Below are 23,002 nucleotides of genomic sequence, written 5' to 3'. Positions count from 1 at the left end.
GCATGTTTGCCAATCCATTGCGCCTGATCGGTCTGTTGCTCTGCGCGCTGCTGGCCAGCGGCTGCGCGTCGAAATCCTACGTGGTGCTGGTGGAAAGCCCGGACGGCAGTACCGGCGCCATCGAGGTCAAGACCAACAAGGGCATGACCCGCGTCGACCAGAAAGGTTATGCGGTCAATCTCGATGGCAGCAGCGCCGCGCCGTTCCAGGTCGAGCAGCCCAGGGTCGAGAAGGATTTCTCTGCCGCCCGCGCCGCTCAGCCAGCACTGCCGAAAAGCTACCTGCTGTATTTCAGGACTGGCGGTGCCAAGCTGACCGCGAAATCCCAGGCGGAGATCCCCGAGATCCTGCAGACCGTGCGTGACCGCGGGCCGTCGGCGGTTTCGGTGATCGGTCATACCGACACCGTCGGCAGCAAGATCGATAACGAGGATCTGGGCCTGCTACGTGCCCGGGCCATCGCCCGACAGCTGCAGGATAACGGCCTGCAGGCGATTGAGCTGGTGGTGACCTCCCACGGCGAAGGCAACCTGCTGGTGAAAACCCCGGACAACACGCCGGAGCCTGCCAACCGCCGGGTGGAAATCACCATCCGCTGAGGTCTTACTTGCTGGCCATCACCAACCGGTTGCCGTGCTCGCCACTGCGCAGGCGCTGCAGGTGATAGGCCACCAGTCCATCTTTGGGGCGCTGCGCAGCCAGCGCCTCGAACGCCGCCAGTGCCTCGGGCGCGCGGCTTGCCAGCAGGTGGTAGGCCGCTTCGTAATCCTCATCACTGTCATTCATCGGCACGGCCATGGCTTCCAATGGCTCGAACACTGCGACGGCCTCGGCCTTGCCCTTGAGCAATACCTCGCCGACCGGGCGCATCGGCACCTCGGGGCAGTGCTCGCGGATCGCGCTGGACACGCAGAGCAGGGTGCCGACCTGGCCGTTCAGGCTCTCCAGGCGCGAGGTGGTGTTCACCGGGTCACCGAGGGCGCGGTAATCGAAGATCACCGAGCCACCGAAGTTGCCGACCACTACCTCACCGCTGTGCACGGCGATGCGCGTGTGGCCAAAGGTGATGCCGCGCTCGCTCAGGGCGGCGACGTACCCCTGGGCGAAACGGTTGATCTCCAGGGCGCAGGCCAGGGCACGGCGTTGGTGGTCGGCCTGGGGGATCGGCGCCGAGAACATGATCGCCACCGCGTCGCCGACGATGCGATCCAGGGTGCCCTCATGGCGAAAGGCGATGCCGATCACCTGTTCCAGGTAATCGTTGAGCAGGCTGACCGCCGCTTCCGGTTTCTGACGCTCCATCATCGTGGTGAAGCCGGTGATATCGGTGAACACGAAGCTGCAGCTTTGCCGCTGCCCGCCGAGCGCCAGTTGTTCAGGGTGGGCGACCAGATGATTGACCAGGTTGGGCGACACGTAGCGCGAGAAGGCTTCCTGGATCCAGCGTTGCTCCCGCTCGGCGGCCATATGGCGCACGATGCTGGCAGCGCCGTAGACCAGCAGCAGGCCGATGGATGGCGTGAACAGATCCAGCAGCACCCGGTGCGCCACGAAGCCGTACCAGGCCGCCGCATTCAGCACCGCTACCAGGGCCAGCATCAGCAGCGCCGACAACAGGGCCCGTGCGTACAGCCCCAGCAAACCCAGCGCCAGGCCGCCCAGCAGTAGGGCCAGGCCTTCCACCGCCGTGGCCCAGCCGGGGCGCAGCAGCAGGGTGTCGGTCAGTACCTGCTCCAGCGTCTGGGCATGCACCTCGACGCCGGGAATGATCCCGCCCAGGGGACTGAAACGCAGATCCTGCAGACCCTGGGCCGAGGTGCCGACCAGGATGATGCTGCCTTCTACCGGCGGCGCCGAGCCGTCCAGCACCTGCCAGGCGGGAATGCTGCGGCTCGCCTGGGGCCGAGTGAAATACACCCACAGCTCGCCACTGGCTGCGGTGGGAATCTGCACGCGGCCGATATCCACGCGCTGCACGCCCGAGTCGCTGCTGATCAGCCGGTAGCGCCCGGTGCGCTGCGCCACCCGCAGGGCTTCGGCCACCAGCGAGGGGCGCAACTCGCCGTTCAGCGACACGAACAGCGGAACCCGCCGCACCACGCCATCGGCGTCGGGCCTGAAGGTCATGGCGCCAAGCCCGCGGGCGGCCTGTTCCAGTTGTGGCAGTGGCCGCGCGGCGCCCTGGAAACCGGGCACGAAAGCCAGTGGCGAGGGGCCTTGTTGTACCAGGCCAAAGCGGCTCATTGGCGGTCCGCCATCGCGGGGGCTTTGCTCGGCGGCGAAACCGAGCACGACATTGCTGCGTTTGAGCACCTCGGCGAATTGTTCGTCATGGTCTGGCAGGGCGGCCAGTTGGGTGGCCAGCGTCGGCGGCAGCAGGTTGCCGCGCAGCAGTTGCTCGGGCGAGGTGCGGTCAGGCTCGGCGAACAGCACGTCGAACACCACCGCCGCCGCGCCGGCCTGCTCGAGGCGCTGTACCATGTCTGCCACCTGGGTACGCGGCCAGGGCCACTGGCCGATACGCTTGAGGCTTTCCTCATCCAGGTCGACCACCCGCACCGGCGCGTCCTGATAAGGCCGCGGCTGCAAGCGTTGGTACTGATCGAACACCGCGTGGCGTGCCTTCTGTACCGGCATTGGGTCGAGCAGAAACACCACGCAAAGGCCCAGCAGCATGGCCAGGCAGAAGGCGCCGCCGGAAAAAATCAAGCGAGGTCTGGGCACGAGCGCTCCGAGTGGTGAAGGGCAGAAGGGCATGCTACAGGGCTGAGCGAGCGTAGCACTTCGAGGCCATCAGGCATGCAGGGGGCTGCTGTGAGGTTTAAAGTATCGCCGGCTGCCGCCTGTGATACGGGATTGTGCTTCAGGGGCGGCCGGCCCGAATAGCGAAACATTCGAACAATCGCCTACCGCAGCAGGAGTACGCGCAATGAATAAGCCCCTCCCGACAGGCATCCGCATGGACTGTGGCGTGGTGGACTTTCCCGTGCACTTCATGCGCGGCGGCACCTCCACAGGGTTGGTGATCGACGAGCGCGTCGCGCCCCAGGACATCGTCCTGCGCGAGGAACTGCTGCGCCACCTGATGGGCGTGCCGCTAGAAGGCGAGGCGCCCGGTAACCGCCAGCTCACCGGCCTGGGTCGTGGCCCGGCGACCAGTAACAAGGTGTTCTTCGTCGAGTTGGAAAACGTCGAGGGCAAGCTGCGCCTGGTCAGCACTCTGGCGCAACTGGCCGCCAGCCATCCGGCCATCGACTGGAGCGTGAACTGCGGGAACATGTCGTCGGCACTACCGTTGTGGGCGCTGGACATGGGTCTGGCTGACGGCGCGAACGGTGATTTCGAGATCGATATCCGCAACACCAACACCGGTGTGATCACCACCGGGCGGGTGCTGCGCGATGCCGACAAAGCGCTGCGCAAGGTGGCGATTCCCGGTGTGCCGGGGCAGTTTCCAGGTGTGGACCTGTTCCTGCATCACCCGGTCGGCGCCAAGACCGGTGCCTTGCTGCCGACCGGCAATGCGCTCGACGAGATTCTCGGCCACCCGGTGTCCTGCGTGGATGTGGCGGTGCCGATGGTGATCATCGACGCAGCATCCTTCGGCAAGACGGCACGCGAGCCGCTCGTCGAGCTGGAGGCCGATAGCGCCTTCATGCAGGCGCTGCGCGAAGTGTGGATCGAGGCGGGGCTGCGCATGGGCCTGAAAAAACGCAGTGGCGAGCCGATGAGCCGCGAGGAGATCAGCCGCAGCGAGACCATCCCCAAGGTGTGCATCATCGGCCCGGCCGCGAACGGCGGCACGCTCTCGGTGCGCTACTTCACCCCGCAGACGCTTCACGCCTCCATGGCTGTGTCCGGCGGCTGCTGCCTGGCCGCTGCCACCTTGATACCGGGCACCGTCGCCGCCCGCCTGGCCGCCGCTACACCGCAGGTCGGCGAGCAATTCGCCGAATACGCCGTGGCCATGGAAAACCCTGCCGGCATCCTCGACGCCACGGTGGTGGCCCGCGATGCTGGCGCCGGGCTGGAAGTCAGAACCGTGGCCTACCGACGCAGCGCCCAGGTGCTGCAGCGTGGGCATGTGCCGCTGTACAACGCTTCTGAGGAGTTGGTCGCGGCGCTGGAAGCGCTGATGTAAGGCGCCCGGGGCGAACGACCGGCTGGATCTTCGTGAGACAAGGCCTGCGCCTGTATATGGGCATTGTTCATTGCTGAGTCAGAGCCTTGTAGCGTGCTGATCATTATATTGGTGATGGCTGGCGGAATTGCTGACTCAGCCAAACTCGCCAGCATTGGCCACACCATCGAGCAGCCACTGCCGGAACACGCCCAGCGCCGGCAGCACGACATTGCGTTTGGGGTAGGCGAGAAAGTAGGTGCGGCCACTGGCAACCGGTGTGCCGGTGGTGCGCAGCTGGCCCTGGCGCAGTTCTTCCTCGACCAGCACCTGGGGCACCAGGCCGACGCCGATACCGGCGCGCACGGCCTGGATCAGGTGCGAGGTCAACTCGAAGTTGGGGCCGTCCTGCAACTGCCCGCTGTTCACCCCATGCCGAGCGAACCAGGTCGACCACATCGGCGGGTGGCTGGCCACCTGTAGCAGCAACTGCCTGGCCGCCAGCTCGGGCGTCAGCGGCTCGCCGGCCGCGAGAATCGCCGGGCTGGCGATCAGCACCATGGATTCCTCGAGCAGCGGGTGGGCCACCAGTTCCGGCCAGGCGCCGTCACCCACGCAGATCGCGCCGTCGAGCTGACCGTCGCTGAAGTCGGCGTGGATACGCGAATGGATGTGCACCTGTACGCCCGGGTTGGCGGCGTAGAACTCGTGCAGCCGCGGCAGCAGCCATTTCGAGCCGAAGGTCGGCAGCAGCGCCAGGCGCAGGGTGCCGCCACCGGAGCCGTAGTCGATGGCCTGCAGCGTCGCGTTGCGAATGCGCGCCAGGGCGTCGGACAGCGTGTCGGCGTACAGCCGGCCCACGTCGGTGAGCACCACGTTGCGGCCTTCGCGTTGGAACAGGGTGATGCCCAGGAAGGCTTCCAGCGCCTGCACCTGGCGGCTCACTGCGCTCTGGGTCAGCGACAGTTCGGCGGCGGCGCGGGTATAGCTCTGGTGGCGCGCCGCCGACTCGAAGGCCAGCAGCAGGGACATCGACGGCGTCAGTCTGCGCAGATTCATTCGTAAAACTCATGGGTTGCTACGGCGAATACCCTTGTAGCACAGGCATGCACTCTCGAAAATGCTCGCTATTAACCGCCTGATGTAATCGCCCGTTAGAGGCGTGTAGCTCAATGGGAGATAACCGATGATCGCCAACCTGAGTGTTCCACAACCGACCCAGGCCCTTTACCTGGCCTTTCTCGACGCGCTCGGCGCCGCCGGCTTTCGCGGCGAGATCGCTCGTGACCACGCCAGCCGCACCGTGCTGGCGACCGACAACTCCATCTACCAGCGTCAGCCCCAGGCGGCGGTGTTCCCCCTCAACGAGGACGACGTGCAGGTGCTGGCGCGAGTGGTCAGCGAGCCTGCGCACCGCAGCGTCAAGCTGACGCCACGGGGCGGCGGCACCGGTACCAATGGCCAGTCGCTCACCGATGGGGTGGTGGTCGACCTGTCGCGGCACATGAACCGCATCCTGGAGATCAATGCCGGGGAGCGCTGGGTGCGGGTGCAGGCCGGGGTGGTCAAGGACCAGCTCAACGCCGCGCTCAAGCCCCACGGGCTGTTCTTCGCGCCGGAGCTGTCGACCTCCAACCGCGCGACCATCGGCGGCATGATCAACACCGACGCCAGCGGCCAGGGCAGCTGCACCTACGGCAAGACCCGTGACCACGTGCTGGAGCTGACCACCATCCTGCTCGGCGGCGAACGCCTGCACAGCCATCCGTTGAGTGAGTCGACCCTCAGCGAACAGCTGGCCCGCAGCGACCGCACCGGCCAGGTGTACCAGTGCGCCGAGCAGATCCAGCGCGAGAAGGCGGCGTTGATCGAGGCGACCTTTCCGAAGCTCAACCGCTGCCTGACCGGCTACGACCTGGCGCACCTGCGCGAGGCGGACGGGCGCTTCAACCTCAACAGCGTGCTGTGCGGCTCCGAGGGCTCCCTGGGTTTCATCGTCGAGGCGCGTCTCAACGTGCTGCCAATTCCCCAGTACTCGGTGCTGGTCAACGTGCGCTATGCCGGCTTCATGGACGCGCTGCGCGATGCGCGCAACCTGATCACCCTGCAGCCGCTGTCCATCGAGACCGTGGATTCCAAGGTGCTGCTGCTGGCGATGAACGACATCGTCTGGCACGGCGTCGCCGAGTACTTCCCCGAAGACCCCCAGCGGCCGACCCTGGGCATCAACCTGGTGGAATTCAGCGGCGATGACCCCGATGAGGTCAACGGCCGCGTCGAGCGCTTCATCCAGCATATTCAGCAGGACACCAGCGTGGTGCGCCTCGGCCACACTCTGGCCAGCGGGCGGGCGGCGGTGTCGCGGGTCTACGCGATGCGCAAGCGCGCGGTGGGCTTGCTCGGCAACGTCGACGGCGAGGTGCGACCGCAGCCATTCGTCGAGGACACGGCGGTGCCGCCGGAAAACCTCGCCGACTTCATCGCCGAATTCCGCGCGCTGCTCGACGGCCACGGCCTGACCTACGGCATGTTCGGCCACGTCGACGCCGGCGTGCTGCACGTGCGCCCGGCGCTGGACATGAAGGATCCGAAGCAGGCCGCGGCCATCCGTCCGATCTCCGATGCGGTGGCGGCCCTGACCCAGCGCTACGGCGGTCTGCTGTGGGGCGAGCACGGCAAGGGCGTGCGCTCGGAATACGCGCCGGCGTTCTTCGGTGAGCTGTATCTCTCGCTGCAGGCACTCAAGGCCGCGTTCGACCCCTACAACCAGCTGAACCCCGGCAAGATCGCCACGCCCCTGGGCAGTGACGAGGCGCTGCTGAAGATCGACGAAGTGACCCTGCGCGGCGACCTCGACCGGCAGATCGACGAGCGTGTGTGGCAGAGCTACGGCACCGCGGTGCACTGCAACGGCAACGGCGCCTGCTACAACTTCGACCCGGACGACGCCATGTGCCCGTCCTGGAAGGCCACGCGCCAGCGCGTGCATTCGCCGAAGGGCCGGGCCTCGCTGGTGCGCGAGTGGCTGCGCCTGCAGGGCCAGGCCGGCGTGGACGTGCTGGCGCCGATCGCCAGCGGCCCGCTGGATTTCCTGCGCAGCCTGCCGAGTCGCTGGCGCCATTCCCGCGCAGGCGATGACGACTTTTCCCACGAGGTCTACGAGGCGATGGCCGGCTGCCTGGCGTGCAAGTCCTGCGCAGGGCAGTGCCCGGTGAAGGTCAACGTGCCGGAGTTTCGCTCGCGCTTCCTGGAGCGCTACCACCAGCGTTACCTGCGCCCGCTGCGCGACTATCTGATCGGCTCGCTGGAATTCAGCCTGCCGCTGTTCGCCCGCATGCCGCGGCTGTACAACGGAGTGATGGGTTCGCCCCTGGTGACGCGCCTGCTGGCCGAGCACATCGGCATGGTCGACAGCCCGCTGCTCAGCGATTTCGACTTCAAGGCCCTGGCGGCGCGCCATCGCCTGGCGACCGCCACGCCGGCCGAGCTGGCGCGGCTGAGCGCGGCGCAGCGGGGCAAGAGCCTGATCCTGGTGCAGGACGCCTTTACCCGCTATTTCGAGACGCCGGTGTTCGCCGCCTTCATCGAACTGGCCAGCCGGATGGGCTATCGCGTATGGCTGGCGCCGTTTATGGCCAACGGTAAGCCGCTGCACGTGCAGGGCTTTCTGCCGGCCTTCGAACGCACCGCACGGCGCACCGCGAAAGGCCTGCAGGCGCTGGCCGGCTTCGACATCCCGCTGGTGGGGCTGGATCCGGCAATGACCCTGGTTTACCGCCAGGAATACCGCAAGATCGCCGGCCTGCAATGCCCGGACGTGCTGCTGCCCCAGGAATGGCTGCTCAAGGCCCTCGACGGCCAGCCCAAGCTGGCGGCCAAGAACGTGGCGTTCCGGTTGCTGGGCCACTGCACCGAGAAGACCAACGCGGCGCCGAGTGCGGCGATGTGGGTGAAGGTGTTCGAGCAGGCCGGGCTGCAGGTGTCGGCCGAGGCCACCGGTTGTTGCGGCATGTCCGGCACCTACGGGCACGAGGCGCGCAACCTGGAAACCTCGCGGACGATCTTCGCCCAGTCCTGGGGACCTGCACTGAATTCCGGCGCCGCCGCCGAGCCCCTGGCGACCGGTTATTCGTGCCGCAGTCAGGTGGCACGCCTGAAGAGCGCCACGTTGCGCCACCCGATCCAGGCATTGCTGGAGCATCTGCAGTAGGAGGAGGAGTAGTGGCGATTCCTGTGGCTAGGTAGGGCAGGGAGCATCGCTGCAGGGCTGGAATTTTCGCGGGCACGGCCCGCTCCCACGAGAGAGTGCAGTCGTAGAATTGATGGGTTTCACCCATCCTACGGTCTAAGAGCCTGTTCAAAGTCTCGCGAGCTAGAGCAATGCAAGGCCTAGGCGGCCCCGCAAAAACAAGCGAGGACCGGTCGGAGTCGCGCTCGACTTTACGAGCTGTAAATGAGCAGTCCGACTGCGCTGGCAATCCAGCCTGTTTTTAACGCCGCAGTGCCGACGCGCAGCAAACTTTGAACAGGTTCTAAGCGGCGGAAACGGCCGGTCGCTTAATCGGTAGGAGGGGCTTTAGCCCCGAGCTCTTTGCGCTCTAATACAGCTCGGGGCTAAAGCCCCTCCTACCGGATTGTTAGATGTCCGCTTCTGCCTTGTAGCAGCCTCATCGGCGCCGCCTGAAAAGACCGTGAACAGGCTCTAGAGGATCACCCGCAGACACTGGCCGGCGTGGTACAGCGAGAAGCCCGCTTCGTAGTAGCAGGCGCGCAGCGCGGCGGTACGCAGCGCTTTCATCCGCGACAGCGGAATGGGCAGCACGCTGGTGTCGCTTTTGAGCAGGTAGTCGGCCAGGGCGTGGCCCACCACGGTGCCGGTGGTGTTGCCGCGGCCGTTGTAGCCGGTCACCGCGACCACGCCAGGCGCCGGTTCGAACAGCTTCATCAGGTGATCCGGGGTGAAGTCGATGCAACCGGTCCAGTGCATTTCCCAATCGACCTTGCCGAGCTGCGGGAAGTAATGGCCCTGGATGCGGTCCGCCCAACTGCGCACGAACCAGTCCGGCTTGTTGTTGGACTTGCCCATGCTGCCCAGCAGCAGGCGGCCCTGGTCATCACGGCGTATGCTGCTGAGCACCGTGCGGGTGTCCCACGAGCCCTGGCCGTGGGGCAGCACGCTGTCGGCCGCCGTGCCGCTCAGCGGCTTCGAGGCGACCTGATAATAATAGCCGCGGAAGAAGTTGCGCTGCACCTCGGTCCAGTCGCCCTCGGTGTAGGCACCGGTGGAAATCACGATCTTCTCGGCCGTGACCGTGCCCAGGGCCGTGCGCACCAGCCAGCCATCGGCCTGCCTGTGCAGCTCGCTCACCGGCGATTGCTGGTGCAGCACACCACCCAGGCGCAGCACGGCACCGGCGAGGCCCTTGGTATAGCCCATGGGGTTGATGGTGCCGGCGCGACGGTCCAGCAGGGCGCCGGTGATCTTGTCGGTGCCGCAATGCTCCACACAGGTGGCGCCGGTCAGCAGCTCGACATCCGCGCCACGGCGGCGCCACTGCGATTCGCGGGCCTTGAGGTCTTCCAGGCCTGCGGCGTTGTGGGCCATGTGCAGGGTGCCTTGATGGCGTGCCTGGCAGTCGATCTGGTAGCGAGCGATGGCTTCGAACACCTTGGCCGGCGCATCGCCCAATACCTTATTGAGGCGGCTACCGACCTTTTCGCCCAGCGTGGCTTCCACGTCGTCGGGCTTGATCCAGGTGCCGGCGTTGACCAGCCCGACGTTGCGCCCCGAACCGCCATGGCCGACTTCGAAGGCCTCCAGCACGCACACGCGCTTGCCTGCCTCAAGTAGTTGCAACGCCGCCGACAGCCCGGTGATTCCGCCGCCGATCACGCAGACATCGACTTTAACCTCGCCAACCATTACACCGGCGTCAATGGGCGCTGGCGTTGCCACTTCCCAGAGGCACTGTTGCTGGAAAACTGTCATTTCACCCACTCCCTTCAACATCGGTTAGCGCGGTAGCAGGCCCATTTCCGGCGACGCTGCGAAAGGACCTGCTCTCTTACGTTTTGGTGTGGCAGCCCGCCCAGGTTGGGGCCGTTATTTTTCCAGTACCCGGATTGGACTGAAAAGGCCATCGGTATTGCTTTGAACTGGTGCCTGCGGCTGACCCTAGGTATGAACTTTCCGGTGGCCGCCCAGATCAGTCCGATCACCGGCGACAGCCAGCAAGCGAACGCGACTGGCGCATACAGCAGGGTCGGTATGCCCAGCGAGGATGAGACGAATGCCCCGCCCATGTTCCAGGGAATCAGCGGTGAACACAGCGTGCCGCAATCTTCGATGCTGCGCGACAGTACCGTCGGCTTGTAGCCCATGGCGGCGTACTTGTCTTTGAGCAGTTGCCCGGGTAGTACCAGCGAGGTGTAGACATCACCGACCAGGGTGCCAACGCCCAGTACGCTGGTGTAGCTGCTCAGCACGAGGCCAAAGCGATTCTTGATCACCTGATCGAGCTTCTTGCGTAGGGCGTCGAGCGTGCCGTGGGCCTCCAGGGCGCCGACGAAAGCCAGTGCGATCAGCGTCAGGGTGATGACCCAGGTCATCGACATGATGCCGCCCTTGGACAGCAGCTTGTCCACTGAGGCGATCCCTGTCTGGCTGACGAAGCCGTTATGCAGGATATTGGTCAGCTCCTTGGGGCTGACACCCTGGTAGAACACCGCCACAACGGCGGCCAGCACTACGCCAGCGAACATCACTGGCAGGGCCGGCGCTTTGCGCATGGCCAGGATGATCACCGCCAGCGGTGGCAGCATGGTCAACAGGCCGATACGGTAATGCTGCTCTACGCCAGAACGCATCAGCTCAATACCGCTGGCATCCACCGCCTGAGCTGCGTAGCCGGAACCGATCCAGGCGTAGAGCACCAGGGAAATCAGCATGGCCGGTACGGTGGTCGGCAGCATGCCCTTGATGTGGCTCCAAAGATCGGTACCGCACACGGCCGGGGTCAGGTTGGTGGTTTCCGAAAGCGGTGACATCTTGTCGCCGAAGAAGGCGCCGGAGACGATCGCACCGCCGGTCAGGTAGGCCGGTACGCCCAGCCCTTCGCCTACGCCCATCAGTGCCAGGCCTACCGTGCCCACGGTGCCCCATGAGGTTCCGGTCATCAGTGAGATCAACGAACAGAGCAGGCACGTCACCACCAGGAAGCTGCCACCAGACAGGTAGCTGAAACCGTAATAGAGCAGCGTGGGCACGGTACCGGAGGCGATCCACGAGCCGATCAGCATGCCGATGCACATCAGAATGAAGATGGCCGGGATGCCGATACGCACCACCTTGAACATCGAGGCTTCGATACTGAACCAGGGCATGCCCCGGCCTACTGCGAACAGTCCGCACAGCAGCACACCCAAGGCGAGCGGTACATGGGGGGTGAAATCCTCGAAGAGGAAGAACTGAACCATCAGCAAGATGGCGGTAATTATCAGGGGAGCCACTGCCACAGCAAAGGACGGCGCCTCCCTGGTCACTTCCTTACGGGCGTCCAAGGTCAAACTCCTTTGTTTTTGGGGCAGTACGCGAAAAGGGGGGAGTGCGCATCGCGAGCCTCTTTTGTTTTTATTGGGCTGCAGTCACTGGCTCCTCTGCCTTTGCTGCACGCAGGCAGGGGCCGCTGTGTAACGGTCAACAGCTACTGGTTATCCGTCTTTGTGGGAAACGCCATGCCGATCCAGATCGACATGGCGGGTGCCAATCAGTCGAACACGATGCCCTGGGCCAGCGGCAGTTCGCGGGAGTAGTTGACGGTGTTGGTCTGGCGGCGCATGTAGGCCTTCCAGGCATCGGAGCCGGACTCGCGACCGCCACCGGTTTCCTTCTCGCCGCCAAAGGCGCCGCCGATCTCCGCACCGCTGGTGCCAATGTTGACGTTGGCGATGCCGCAGTCGCTGCCGGCCGAGCCCTGGAAGGCTTCGGCCTCGCGCACGTCGGTGGTGAAAATGCACGAGGACAGGCCCTGGGGTACTTCGTTGTTCAGGCGCAGCGCTTCCTCGAAGTCGTCGTAGGCGAGCACGTAGAGGATCGGCGCGAAGGTTTCATGGCGCACCACTGCAGTCTGGCCCGGCATCTCGACGATGGCGGGGCTCACGTAGTAGCCGTTGGGGAAGGTGTCGGCCAGCTGACGCTCGCCACCGAACACCTGGCCGCCTTCGTCGCGGGCCTTGGTCAGGGCGTCCTGCATGGCGCTGAACGCCTGCTTGTCGATCAGCGGGCCGATCAGGTTGCCCTGGCGTGGGTCGCCGATGCGTACCTTGGCATAAGCGGCTTTGACGCGGGCGACTACCTCGTCCTTGATCGAGCGATGGACGATCAGGCGGCGCAGGGTGGTGCAGCGCTGGCCGGCGGTGCCCACGGCGCTGAACAGGATGCCGCGCACGGCCAGGTCAAGGTCGGCGCTGGGAGTGAGGATCATGGCGTTGTTGCCGCCCAGCTCCAGGATGCTGCGGCCGAAGCGGGCGGCTACGCGAGGGGCGACTTCACGGCCCATGCGGGTACTGCCGGTGGCGCTGATCAGCGGCACGCGCGGGTCGTCGACCAGCACTTCGCCGGCTTCGCGGTCACCGATGACCAGTTGCGCCAGGCCTTGCGGAGCGTCGTTGCCGAAGCGGGCGAGAGCCTTGTCGAATAGCGCCTGAGAGGCGAGGGCGGTCAGCGGGGTCTTTTCCGACGGTTTCCAGATCACCGCGTTGCCGGCGACCAGGGCCAGGGTGGTGTTCCACGCCCACACGGCGACCGGGAAGTTGAAGGCGCTGATCACCCCGACCACGCCCAGCGGGTGCCAGGTTTCACGCATATGGTGGCCGGGGCGCTCGGAGGCGATGGTCAGGCCGTAGAGCTGACGCGACAGGCCGACGGCGAAGTCGCAGATGTCGATCATTTCCTGCACTTCGCCCAGGCCTTCCTGGGTGATCTTGCCGGCTTCGATGGACACCAGTTCGCCGAGGTCGGCCTTGTGCTCGCGCAGCACCTCGCCGAACAGGCGTACCAGCTCGCCACGGCGCGGCGCCGGCACCTTGCGCCAGGCCAGAAAGGCGTTGTGGCCGGCGGTGATCTTGGCGCGCACGGCATCGGCGCCCTCAAGGGTCAGGCTGCCGATCTGGCTGCCGTCGATCGGCGTGTAAACTGCGTGGCTGCCGTTCTGGTAGGCGCTGGCGCTGACACCGAGACGTTCGAGTAGCGAGTTGACCATGACGATCTCCTGAGTCGTGAAGTTGAAATCCGGGATGAGGATCAGTATTAATCCCGAATCTGCGCTCAACAAACGACGTTTACGCACCATATCATTCCGTCATGGAATCAAGTCGCCCCGTCTGACCTCGAGAAACCCATGTCCAAACGCCTGCTGCCAACCATGACCGCCCTGCAATGTTTCGAGGCCGCAGCCAGGCACCTGAGCTTCACCCGCGCCGCCCAGGAATTGCACCTGACGCAGAGCGCGGTGAGCAAGCAGGTGGCGCAGCTCGAGGACATGCTCCAGCACCCGCTGTTTCATCGCGTGCGCCGCCGCCTGCAACTGGCGCCGGCCGGCGAGCTTTACCTGGCCGAGGTCAACAAGATCCTCACCCAGGTGGATATCTCCAGCCGCTATATTCTCTCCTACGGCGGCGAAACCGAGGTGCTCAAGGTGGCGACCCAGCCGACCTTCGGCGCGCGCTGGCTGGTGCCCAACCTCAAAGGCTTCTCGAAGCGCCACCCGACTATCCACCTGGACATCAAGAACGAACTCGAACCCTTCGATCTGGTGCAGGCCAAGGCTGATGTGGCGTTCTTCTACGGTACCGGTTCCTGGCCGGGCGCCATCTGCATCGAGCTGTTCGGCGAGGATGTGATCCCGGTGTGCGCACCGGACATCCTGCCCAGCGAGCCGCTGTTCGATGCCGGCGACCTCACCAGCCTGGTGCTGCTGCAATGCACCTCGCGCCCCGGTGCCTGGCACGAATGGTTCGAGGAGCAGGGCATCAGCACCGAAAACAGCTACCACGGGCCGCGCTTCGACACCTTCTACATGTGCATCCGTGCCGCCGAGTCGGGCTGCGGCGTGGCCCTGGTGCCGCGCTTTCTGGTGCTGGACGAACTGCAGGAAGGCAAGCTGGTGATCCCCTGGCAGCATTACAAGCCCAGTCAGGGCGCACACTTCATCGCCTTCGCCGAGCAGTCGGCCGAGGTACCCAAGATCAGGGCGCTGATCGACTGGATTGTGGAAAAGGCCAGGGCCGGAACCGGTGGCGTTCAGCCAGTTCCTGAATTTAAGGAATGACGGCAGCACTTTATTTCGCTTGTGGCAGGCCCGCCTGACTCGCTTTGATAGGCGCATCGTTTCCAGGCACCGCTGTCTGTCATCGCGCCGCGGTGATGGCGGCCCAGGTAGGTAATCCATGAGTGCTTCGCCCATCAGCTCGTCCCTTTCCGTGGTGCATCCCATCACCCTGTCCCATGGCCTTAACGCCCAAGTGTGGGACACCGAGGGCAAGTCGTATATCGACTTCGTCGGCGGCATCGGCGTGCTCAACCTCGGCCACTGCAACCCTCAGGTGGTCAGTGCCATCACCGAGCAGGCCGGGCGGCTGACCCATTCGACCTTCAACGCCTTACCGCACCAGGGCTACCGGGAGCTGATGGACGCGCTGGCGGCCTTCGTGCCGGTCAGCTATCCGCTGGCGGGCATGCTCACCAACAGCGGTGCCGAGGCTGCCGAGAATGCCCTGAAGGTGGTGCGTGCGGCGACCGGCCGTAGCGTGGTGATCGCCTTCGACGGCGGCTTCCACGGTCGCACCCTGGCCACCCTCAACCTCAACGGCAAGGTGGCGCCCTACAAGCAGAAGGTCGGCGTGCTACCCGGCCCGGTCTATCACGTGCCGTACCCGAGCGCGGATACCGGGGTGAGCGCGGACGAGGCCTTCAAGGCCATCGAGCGGCTGTTCAGCGTCGAGGTGGACGTCAACGATGTTGCCTGCTTCATCATCGAGCCGGTGCAGGGCGAGGGCGGTTTTCTGGCTCTGGATGCGGACTTCGCCAAGCGCCTGCGCCGCTGGTGCGACGAGCACGGTGTGCTGCTGATGCTTGATGAAATCCAGTCCGGCTTCGGCCGCACCGGGCAGCGCTTCGCCTTCACCCGCCTGGGCATCGAGCCCGACCTGCTGCTGCTCGGCAAGAGCATCGCCGGCGGTCTGCCGCTGGGCGCCGTGGTTGGCCGCCCCGAGCTGCTGGGCGCGCTGCCCAAAGGCGGGCTCGGCGGCACCTACTCGGGCAACCCCATCGCCTGTGCGGCGGCCCTGGCCAGCCTGCGGCAGATGACCGACGCCAACCTGGCCACCTGGGGCGAGGCCCAGGAACAGGCGCTGCTGCGCCGCTACGAGCAGTGGCGCGCCACGGGCCTGTCGCCGTACCTGGGCCGGCTTACCGGGGTTGGCGCGATGCGCGGTATCGAGCTGCTCACCCGCGACGGCCAGCCCGGCACTGCGCAGTTGGCCGAACTGCTGGAGGCAGCGCGGGCCAGGGGCCTGTTGCTGATGCCCAGCGGCAAGAACCGCCATATCGTGCGCCTGTTCGCACCGCTGACCATCGAGCCGGCGCTGTTCGAGCAGGGCCTGGATATCATCGAACACTGCCTGGCCAACCTCGGCTGAGCGCATTCGCCACCTTCAGGGCCGCGAGCGCCGCCGGGGCCAACCGACAAGCGCGACAGGAGATTCGCCCGCTATGAACACCTCAGGATTCGTCGATCCCTCGCAAATCCGTGCGCAGTTTTCCAGCGCCATGTCCGCCATGTACCGCGCCGAAGTGCCGCTGTACGGCGACCTGCTGGATCTGGTGGCAGACACCAACGCCCAGGCGCTGGCGGGCTCTGCCGCGCTGAAGCAGCAACTGGAGTGGACCGGGGAAATCGAGCGCCTGGCCATGGAGCGCCACGGCGCGATTCGCGTCGGCACTGCCGAGGAGCTGTCGACCATCCGCCGCCTGTTCGCGGTCATGGGCATGCAGCCGGTGGGCTACTACGACCTCAGCTCGGCCGGCGTGCCGGTGCATTCCACCGCCTTTCGCGCTGTGCATGAAACCGACCTGCAGGTCAGCCCGTTTCGCGTGTTCACCTCGCTGTTGCGTCTGGAGCTGATCGAGGACGAAGCACTGCGTGCCCTGGCCGCCGAGATTCTCACCAAGCGCGACATCTTCACCCCGCGCGCGCGGGCGCTGATCGAACAATGCGAAGCCCAGGGCGGCCTGAATGCCGCCGATGCCGAGGAGTTCGTCAAGCAAGCCCTGGAGACCTTTCGCTGGCACACCGAGGCCACCGTCAGCGCCGCCGAGTACGACAGGTTGCACGGCCAGCACCGCCTGATCGCCGACGTGGTGGCCTTCAAGGGGCCGCACATCAATCACCTGACGCCGCGCACCCTGGATATCGATGAAGTGCAGGCGGCCATGCCCCGGCGCGGCATCACGCCCAAGGCGGTGGTCGAGGGCCCGCCCCGGCGCCAGTGCCCGATCCTGCTGCGCCAGACCAGCTTCAAGGCGCTGCAGGAACGCGTGGCCTTCGTCGGCCAGCCCAGCGCGGCCGGCAGCCACACCGCGCGCTTTGGCGAGATCGAGCAGCGCGGTGCCGCCCTGACCCCTGCCGGTCGCGCGCTGTACGACCGGCTGCTCAACGAAGCGCGCGACGACCTGGGCGAGTTCCCCAGCGAAGCCAATGCCCAGCGCTATGCAGACTTGCTGGAACAACGCTTCGAAGCCTTCCCGGATAGCTACCTGGCCATGCGCCGCGAAGGCCTGGCCTACTTCCGCTACTTCGTCACCGAAGCCGGCAAGGCCGCGCGCCGAGACGAAACCGCACCGCGCAGCCTGGACGCCCTGATCGAGGCCGGCCATGTGCATTTCGAGCCGCTGGTCTACGAGGATTTTCTGCCGGTGAGCGCTGCTGGCATCTTCCAGTCCAACCTCGGTGACGACGCCCAGGTCAGCTACGACGCCACCTCCAACCAGCAGGCCTTCCATGCCGCCCTCGGCGCCACGGTGCACGACGAGTTGGCGCTGTACGCCGAAACCCAGCGCCGCTCGCTGGCCGAGTGCGCGAAGGCACTGGGGCTCGAATCGCTGGGCTGATCAACGCGGCTTGGCGCGTTACCGCTTCTGACCAGGCGCGTTGCGCGGATTCTGGTCAGCGGTCGCCAGCACCAGCTCGCTATCGACGCTGATGCTCTGTTCACTGACCACTGCCCGCACGGTGGTGGTCAGGGTGTAGTAGATCTCCGGGCTGATCATCTGGCGGCCATCGGCATAGGTCACGCTGAAGGTGATACCGCCCTCGCCAGGCACCCTGAACACCTCGGTCTGCCCAGGCCGGATCGCGCCCAGGTCGTGGCTCTGGTTACGCCACTGGGCCACCACCTGCACGGCAGCGGCCGACTCGTTGCGCACCTCGGCGGTCGGCACGGCCCAGTAGGCAATGGCGACGAACAGCGCACCCAGCGCTGCGACAATGACGGCCAATGCAATCGCCAGTTGTTTGAGGCTGTGCCTCATGGAGTCTCTCTTTCCCGTTGGCGGCTTCGGTTGGTGCCTTTTGCTGGCAGTGATGGCCGTCGGTACGGCATTGTAGGTCTGCTGGCGGGTTGCTCGATGTGAAGCGCCTGGCTGATCTGAATTTCAATCTGGAGGATCGGAAGACCCATGGATATCCGCGCCACCCAAAAGGAAGACTGGACGCTACTGAAACGGATCCGCCTGGCCGCCTTGCAGGACACGCCTACCGCGTTCGGAGTGAGTTACCAGATGGCAGCGGCCGACAGCGATGCCCACTGGCAGGTGCGGGCGGCGGGGGAGAGGACGCGGTTCTGGCTGGCACTCGACGAGGGCAGGCCGGTCGGCCTGGTGGGTGCGGGTTTTCGGGATTCCGCCCGCTATGAGCTGATCGCCATGTGGGTCGAGCCGGCTGCTCGCGGTTCAGGCATGGCGGACGGGCTGGTAGCGGCCGTGAAGGCATCTGCGATAGAGCTGGGCGTCGATGCGCTGTTTCTCGAAGTCGCCCCGGAGAACATCAGGGCCGTGCAGTTCTACCGCCGGCACGGTTTCGAATTCCTCGACGAGTGGGAACCGATCGACAGCCACCCGCATATCCTCGCGCAGAGCATGCGCTGGAGCTGCAAGTAACGATTGGAGAAGGGACGAGGCACCCGGAACGGGTGCCTCGTTTATTCGATCAGCCGAAGATCAGCGTCGAGACGTAGAACAGGCCGGCGGCCAGGGCCATGGAGGTGGGCAGGGTGAGCACCCAAGCCAGCAGGATGTTGCTGATGGTGCTGCCCTGCAGGCCGCTGCGGTTGGCGACCATGGTGCCGGCCACGCCCGAGGACAATACGTGGGTGGTCGACACCGGCAGGCTGTAGACGTTGGCCAGGCCGATGGCGCAGGCCGCGGTGATCTGCGCGCTCATGCCCTGGGCGTAGGTCATGCCCTGCTTGCCGATCTTCTCGCCGACGGTTTTCACCACGCGCTTCCAGCCGACCATGGTGCCGATTCCCAGGGCCAGGGCCACGGCGAGGATCACCCAGAACGGCGCGTATTCGGTGGTGGCGGTCAGGTCCTTGCGCAGCTTGTCGAGGTCGGCCTTCTCGCGTGCCGGCAGGTCCGGCAGCTTGCCGACCTTCTTCGCCGAGTCGTCGAGGCACAGCAGGTAGCGACGGATGTCGATGCGCGCCTCTTCGTTGAGGTCGCGGTAGTCGTTGACGCCATCGAGGGTGCGCAGCAGGCCGTTGATGGTCGGCTCGGTGAGCTTGGGGTCGCAACGGAACTGCTTGGGCAGCTCGGTATTGGCAGCCTGGCCCAGGGCCAGGTATTCGCTCAGGGTCGGCGCGTTGCGCTGATAGAACTCACCCAGGTGCACGGCCGCATCGCGGGTCCGGGAAATCTGGTAGGTGGTGCTGTTCAGGTCGAGCACGAACTTGGCCGGCACGATACCGATCAGCACCAGCATGATCAGGCCGATACCTTTCTGGCCGTCGTTGGAGCCGTGCACGAAGCTCACCGCCATGGCCGAAACGATCAGCACCAGGCGGTTCCAGAACGGCGGCTTGTTCTTGCCCTTGGTTTCCTTGCGCACCACCGGCGTGCTGTGCACCTTGGGCGTCGGCATCCAATACTTGAGCGCCAGGAACAGCAGGGCGGCGACCACGAAGCCAGCCACCGGCGAGAACACCAGCGACAGGCCGATATCGATCGCCTTCTGCCAGTTCACGCCGTCACCCAGGGGAATATCGGTGAGCAGCGCGTTGGCCAGGCCGACGCCGAGGATCGAGCCGATCAGGGTGTGCGAGCTGGACGCCGGGATGCCGAAATACCAGGTGCCCAGGTTCCAAGTGATGGCCGCAGCCAGCAGTGAGAACACCATGATCAGGCCGCGACTGGTGTTGACGTTGATCAGCAGCTCCACCGGTAGCAGGTGGACGATGGCATAGGCCACGCCGACGCCGCCGAGCAGCACGCCGAGGAAGTTGAAGATGCCGGACATGATCACCGCCAGGTTTGGCGGCATAGCCTTGGTGTAGATGACCGTGGCCACGGCGTTGGCCGTGTCGTGGAAACCGTTGATGAATTCGAAGGTTAGGACGAAGAGCAGGGCGAGTGCGAGGCTCAGCGCCAACCAGGCATCAAGCCCGCTGAATAGTTCGAACATGGGGGGTTACGTCTGGCTCAAGGAAAAAGTGGGTTGTTCCAGGCAACGCAGGGCGTTGTCGACCGATTGTATGGCCTGACAGCCGGCAGTCGTGGAGTGAGCACTAAAGCGGTGTGCCATGCCTGCGATGCTCTCTACCCGTCGAAAGCCAAGGCACGCTGCCAGGCAAGACCTGGCAGCGTGCAATCGATGCGGGCGGGGTACCACGAGGGTCAGCAAGCGCCTGCGCAGCGCGAGCCGATTTGGCTCACGGATCTGCTTTTTACGCTGCTTGCCCAGGCGTCGATCCCGCCACCTGAAATATCTGGACGCGATTTACCGCCAAAATCGATCCAGAAACAACAGTTGGTGCATAAAGAATACATATTTTTTTAATCTGACTCAGGGCCGCCAGACTACCTCTCAGCCCTTTGCAACCCGTCTACAGCATGCGTTTGAGCACGTTGTCGCGGCGTGCGAAGTGGTGCCAGAGCGCCGCGGCGATATGCAGGGCGATCACGTAGTAGAACGCGGTGCCGACCAGCACGTGCAGCTCCTCGATATTGTGGGCCAGCGCTTTGTCGAGTGCGAAAGGCGAGGGCACCATCATGCTGCCCAAGGGGATGCCGCCGCGCTCGAGCAGGACCACCAGTACGCCCATCAGCGGTTGCAACAGTAGGAAAGCATAGAGCGCTACGTGGGTCAGCTTGGAGAACAGGTTGATCATCGGGCTGAGGGGCGGCTCGATCGCTGGCACCGGCTTGGAGAAGCGCGCCAGCAGGCGCGGTAGTACCAATGCCAGAACCAGCAAGCCTACCCAGAAGTGGCCCTGGACAAACAGCGTACGCAGGGCGCTGCCTTTTTCAAACCAGCCACGACCGTTGATCAATATGTAGGCGAGTACCACCAGCGCGGCCATCAGCCAGTGCAGATGACGACTGGCTGCGCTATAGGTGGCCTGGCCAGTTGAGAGTTGCCGGGGCGATGAGCTGTTGTGTTGGTTCATGTCGACCTCTGCGAGTGACTGGCCGGACAACCTTGTCCGGCCTTGTGGAAATAGTTTTGGTGAATTGCCTTAAGGGAGTCTGAAGAAGCACGGTGCTCGGCCTTCAGGTCACCTCCAAATGGCGTGCGAATGTCAGGGTCGCGAGCAGGCCGCCGTCAGGGTGATTGCTCAGGCTGATACGACCGCCCAGATGACTGGCGATCATCTCCACGATGGACAGGCCCAGACCGGCACCGCCAGGGTTGTCGCGGCTGTAGAAACGCTCGAACAGCCGCTCCATTTTCTGTTCGTCGATGCCCGGGCCGTGATCTCGCACGCTGAGGCTGACTTGCTGTTCGTCGTCGGCCGCTAGAGTTACCTCTACCTCGGCGCCTTGCGGCGAGAAGTTGGCGGCGTTGGTGACCAGATTCTGCAGGGCAATTGCGACCAGCTGCGCATTGCCGTGAATCAGGTAACTGCCGGGCTTCACGTCCAGGGCCAGCTCCAGGCCCCTGCCGAGCATCCACGGGGTGAGCTCTACCAGCGTCTCGCGAGCGGTACTTTCCAGGTCCACGGGTTGCCAGGCCTGGCGGGCGATTTCCGGCTCGACGCGGGCAAGGGTCAACAATTGGTTGACCACCCGGGTCAGGCGGTCAACGCCGCCAACCAGATGGTTCAGGGCTTTGTCTCGTGGTTCGGCCTGGGTGGCCTGCAGGGCGTTCTGGGCATGGATGCGCAAGGTCGCCAGGGGCGTGCGCATTTCGTGGGCGGCATCGCCGATAAAGCGCCGTTCGCGCTGCAGCAACTGCTCGATCTGCGAGAGCAGCCGATTGAGCGCCGCCTGCATGGGTTCCAACTCACGGGGCAGGGGTGTCAGTTGCAGCGGTTCAAGAGAGCCGCCGTGACGTTTGCGGATGATCTGCGCCATGTTCTGCAAGGGCCGCAGGCCCCAGCCGATGGCCAGCCAGATCAGCGCAGAGAGCACGATGATGCCGATCAGATTGGGGATCAGGGTGTGGCGCACGATGCGATTGACCAGGTCCTGGCGCACATCCTCGCGCTCACCGACCCAGATCAGCAGACCGTGGCGTTCATCAGGTAGCAGAAAACCGTGCCAGTTGACGTCGTAGAGGCGCTGATCGGAAAACCCGGGGGTGGTCAGCGGGCGCTCGAATGCCGGTGCGCTGGAGGAGCGAATCAGGCTGTTGCCCTCTTTGTCCCACACCTGAAAGGCCATCTTTCCTTCATAGGGGTGGCCGATGCGGTGGTTGCCAGCCTGGCTCAGGGCCGCATTGAAGGCGCGATACAGCGCCTGGCGCTGCTCGTCCGGCAGTTGGGCGCGGATGGCGCCCTGTAACAGCCGTGCACTCTGCGCCAGCTGGGCATCGTAAATCTCGCCGATTTCATGGCGGCTGTCGTGAAAATTGTAAAGGCTGATGGTCAGGGTACCGAGCAACAACAGGCCCAGTACCAAGACCAGTGTGCGGCGACGCAGTGAAGTCATCTCAGGCCTCCACCAGGTAGCCGATGCCGCGTACGGTTTTGATCAGCTCGCTGAACAGCTTCTTGCGCAGATGCGAGATGTGTACCTCCAGGGTGTTGCTTTCCGCTTCCTCGTCCCAGCCGTAGAGCAGCTGTACGAGGCGCTCGCGGGTGAACACCTTGCCCGGATGCGCCAGCAGCTCGTGCAGCAGCAGGTATTCCTTGGGCGTCAGCGCAACGGGGTTGCCTTGGTATTGCACCTGCTGGCTAGCGGGGTTGAGGGTGATACCAGCGTGTTCGACCAGCGCCTGGCCACGCCCTGCGCTGCGGCGCAACAGGGCACGGATACGCGCCTTGAGTTCGTTGAGGTCGAATGGTTTGGCCAGGTAATCGTCGGCGCCGGCGTCCAGCCCGGCGACGCGATCACGAGGTTCGTCCCGGGCGGTGAGAATCAGCACCGGAAGCTGCGAGCCGTTCTTGCGCAGCTGCTGCAATACCTGGATGCCGCTAAGGCGCGGCAGGCCCAGGTCTAGAACCAACAGGTCGAAGGTTTCGCTGAGCAGGGCATGCGCCGCGCTGGCGCCGTCGTATAGCCAGTCGACGGTGTAACCCTCGGCTTGCAACCCGTTACGCAGGCCCTCGCCAAGGGGGATATCGTCTTCAACCAGGAGCAGTCGCATGCGTGTCCTTAATCAGCCA

General features: G+C 65.0%; 18 protein-coding genes. 8 read left to right on the top strand and 10 right to left on the bottom strand.

The window, feature by feature from the left end:
- Window positions 1–2: 2 nt before the first annotated feature.
- Window positions 3–599 (top strand): OmpA family protein, encoded by a 597-nt coding sequence (locus FB481_RS17905; RefSeq protein ID WP_093505930.1) that lies wholly within the window; start codon window positions 3–5, stop codon window positions 597–599.
- Between the two features lie 4 nt (window positions 600–603).
- Here the strand turns inward: FB481_RS17905 and FB481_RS17900 are convergent, their stop codons facing one another.
- Window positions 604–2,724 (bottom strand): CHASE2 domain-containing protein, encoded by a 2,121-nt coding sequence (locus FB481_RS17900; protein ID WP_147177225.1) that lies wholly within the window; start codon window positions 2,722–2,724, stop codon window positions 604–606.
- A gap of 205 nt (window positions 2,725–2,929) precedes the next feature.
- On the opposite strand from FB481_RS17900, the gene FB481_RS17895 reads away from it, so the two are divergent.
- Window positions 2,930–4,141: a PrpF domain-containing protein gene (locus FB481_RS17895; protein ID WP_147177224.1), complete on the top strand. Its 1,212-nt coding sequence runs from the start codon at window positions 2,930–2,932 to the stop codon at window positions 4,139–4,141.
- A 135-nt stretch (window positions 4,142–4,276) separates the two neighbouring features.
- Here the strand turns inward: FB481_RS17895 and FB481_RS17890 are convergent, their stop codons facing one another.
- Window positions 4,277–5,179, bottom strand: a complete 903-nt coding sequence (locus tag FB481_RS17890) for a LysR substrate-binding domain-containing protein (RefSeq protein WP_147177223.1) — start codon at window positions 5,177–5,179, stop codon at window positions 4,277–4,279.
- Window positions 5,180–5,306: 127 nt separating this feature from the next.
- Between FB481_RS17890 and FB481_RS17885 the strand changes: the two genes are divergently transcribed.
- Complete coding sequence (locus FB481_RS17885) at window positions 5,307–8,330, top strand: FAD-binding and (Fe-S)-binding domain-containing protein (protein ID WP_147177222.1); 3,024 nt, start codon at window positions 5,307–5,309, stop codon at window positions 8,328–8,330.
- Window positions 8,331–8,822: 492 nt separating this feature from the next.
- Here FB481_RS17885 and FB481_RS17880 read toward each other — a convergent pair whose 3' ends face one another.
- The 3 genes from FB481_RS17880 to FB481_RS17870 form a co-directional block, all read right to left on the bottom strand.
- The gene (locus tag FB481_RS17880) at window positions 8,823–10,109 is read right to left on the bottom strand and encodes an FAD-binding oxidoreductase (protein ID WP_093507508.1); all 1,287 of its coding nucleotides are present in this window, start codon (window positions 10,107–10,109) and stop codon (window positions 8,823–8,825) included.
- 14 nt (window positions 10,110–10,123) lie between these two features.
- Window positions 10,124–11,680 (bottom strand): Na+/H+ antiporter NhaC, encoded by a 1,557-nt coding sequence (gene nhaC, locus FB481_RS17875; protein WP_256662768.1) that lies wholly within the window; start codon window positions 11,678–11,680, stop codon window positions 10,124–10,126.
- Window positions 11,681–11,886: 206 nt separating this feature from the next.
- Complete coding sequence (locus FB481_RS17870) at window positions 11,887–13,380, bottom strand: aldehyde dehydrogenase family protein (protein WP_147177221.1); 1,494 nt, start codon at window positions 13,378–13,380, stop codon at window positions 11,887–11,889.
- Window positions 13,381–13,518: 138 nt separating this feature from the next.
- Between FB481_RS17870 and FB481_RS17865 the strand changes: the two genes are divergently transcribed.
- From FB481_RS17865 to FB481_RS17855, 3 genes are all read left to right on the top strand, one after another.
- On the top strand, window positions 13,519–14,448 hold the full coding sequence (locus FB481_RS17865; RefSeq protein ID WP_147177220.1) for a LysR substrate-binding domain-containing protein: 930 nt from the start codon (window positions 13,519–13,521) through the stop codon (window positions 14,446–14,448).
- A 118-nt stretch (window positions 14,449–14,566) separates the two neighbouring features.
- Window positions 14,567–15,817: an aspartate aminotransferase family protein gene (locus FB481_RS17860; protein WP_147177219.1), complete on the top strand. Its 1,251-nt coding sequence runs from the start codon at window positions 14,567–14,569 to the stop codon at window positions 15,815–15,817.
- A 73-nt stretch (window positions 15,818–15,890) separates the two neighbouring features.
- Window positions 15,891–17,288 carry a VOC family protein gene (locus FB481_RS17855; protein ID WP_147177218.1) on the top strand — a complete coding sequence of 466 codons (1,398 nt, stop codon included), beginning with the start codon at window positions 15,891–15,893 and terminating at the stop codon, window positions 17,286–17,288.
- Between the two features lie 18 nt (window positions 17,289–17,306).
- Here FB481_RS17855 and FB481_RS17850 read toward each other — a convergent pair whose 3' ends face one another.
- Window positions 17,307–17,708, bottom strand: coding sequence for a hypothetical protein (locus FB481_RS17850; protein ID WP_147177217.1), 402 nt, complete (start codon window positions 17,706–17,708; stop codon window positions 17,307–17,309).
- A 147-nt stretch (window positions 17,709–17,855) separates the two neighbouring features.
- Between FB481_RS17850 and FB481_RS17845 the strand changes: the two genes are divergently transcribed.
- On the top strand, window positions 17,856–18,335 hold the full coding sequence (locus tag FB481_RS17845) for a GNAT family N-acetyltransferase (RefSeq protein WP_147177216.1): 480 nt from the start codon (window positions 17,856–17,858) through the stop codon (window positions 18,333–18,335).
- 49 nt (window positions 18,336–18,384) lie between these two features.
- Here FB481_RS17845 and FB481_RS17840 read toward each other — a convergent pair whose 3' ends face one another.
- Window positions 18,385–19,857 carry an inorganic phosphate transporter gene (locus FB481_RS17840; RefSeq protein WP_093507494.1) on the bottom strand — a complete coding sequence of 491 codons (1,473 nt, stop codon included), beginning with the start codon at window positions 19,855–19,857 and terminating at the stop codon, window positions 18,385–18,387.
- A 33-nt stretch (window positions 19,858–19,890) separates the two neighbouring features.
- Here FB481_RS17840 and FB481_RS17835 point away from each other — a divergent pair, with 33 nt between their 5' ends.
- Complete coding sequence (locus FB481_RS17835; protein WP_147177215.1) at window positions 19,891–20,232, top strand: hypothetical protein; 342 nt, start codon at window positions 19,891–19,893, stop codon at window positions 20,230–20,232.
- Between the two features lie 46 nt (window positions 20,233–20,278).
- On the opposite strand, the gene FB481_RS17830 is transcribed toward FB481_RS17835, so the two are convergent.
- The 3 genes from FB481_RS17830 to FB481_RS17820 form a co-directional block, all read right to left on the bottom strand.
- Window positions 20,279–20,842 carry a cytochrome b gene (locus FB481_RS17830; protein ID WP_093507492.1) on the bottom strand — a complete coding sequence of 188 codons (564 nt, stop codon included), beginning with the start codon at window positions 20,840–20,842 and terminating at the stop codon, window positions 20,279–20,281.
- A 103-nt stretch (window positions 20,843–20,945) separates the two neighbouring features.
- Complete coding sequence (locus FB481_RS17825; RefSeq protein WP_093507490.1) at window positions 20,946–22,325, bottom strand: ATP-binding protein; 1,380 nt, start codon at window positions 22,323–22,325, stop codon at window positions 20,946–20,948.
- A 1-nt stretch (window position 22,326) separates the two neighbouring features.
- Complete coding sequence (locus FB481_RS17820; RefSeq protein WP_093507488.1) at window positions 22,327–22,983, bottom strand: response regulator; 657 nt, start codon at window positions 22,981–22,983, stop codon at window positions 22,327–22,329.
- Window positions 22,984–23,002 lie beyond the last annotated feature (19 nt).

The organism is Pseudomonas sp. AG1028, assembly GCF_007993955.1.
GTDB lineage: Bacteria > Pseudomonadota > Gammaproteobacteria > Pseudomonadales > Pseudomonadaceae > Aquipseudomonas > Aquipseudomonas straminea.
Note: the sequence above shows the minus strand (reverse complement) of the source record. Positions and strands in the feature narration are given on the sequence as shown.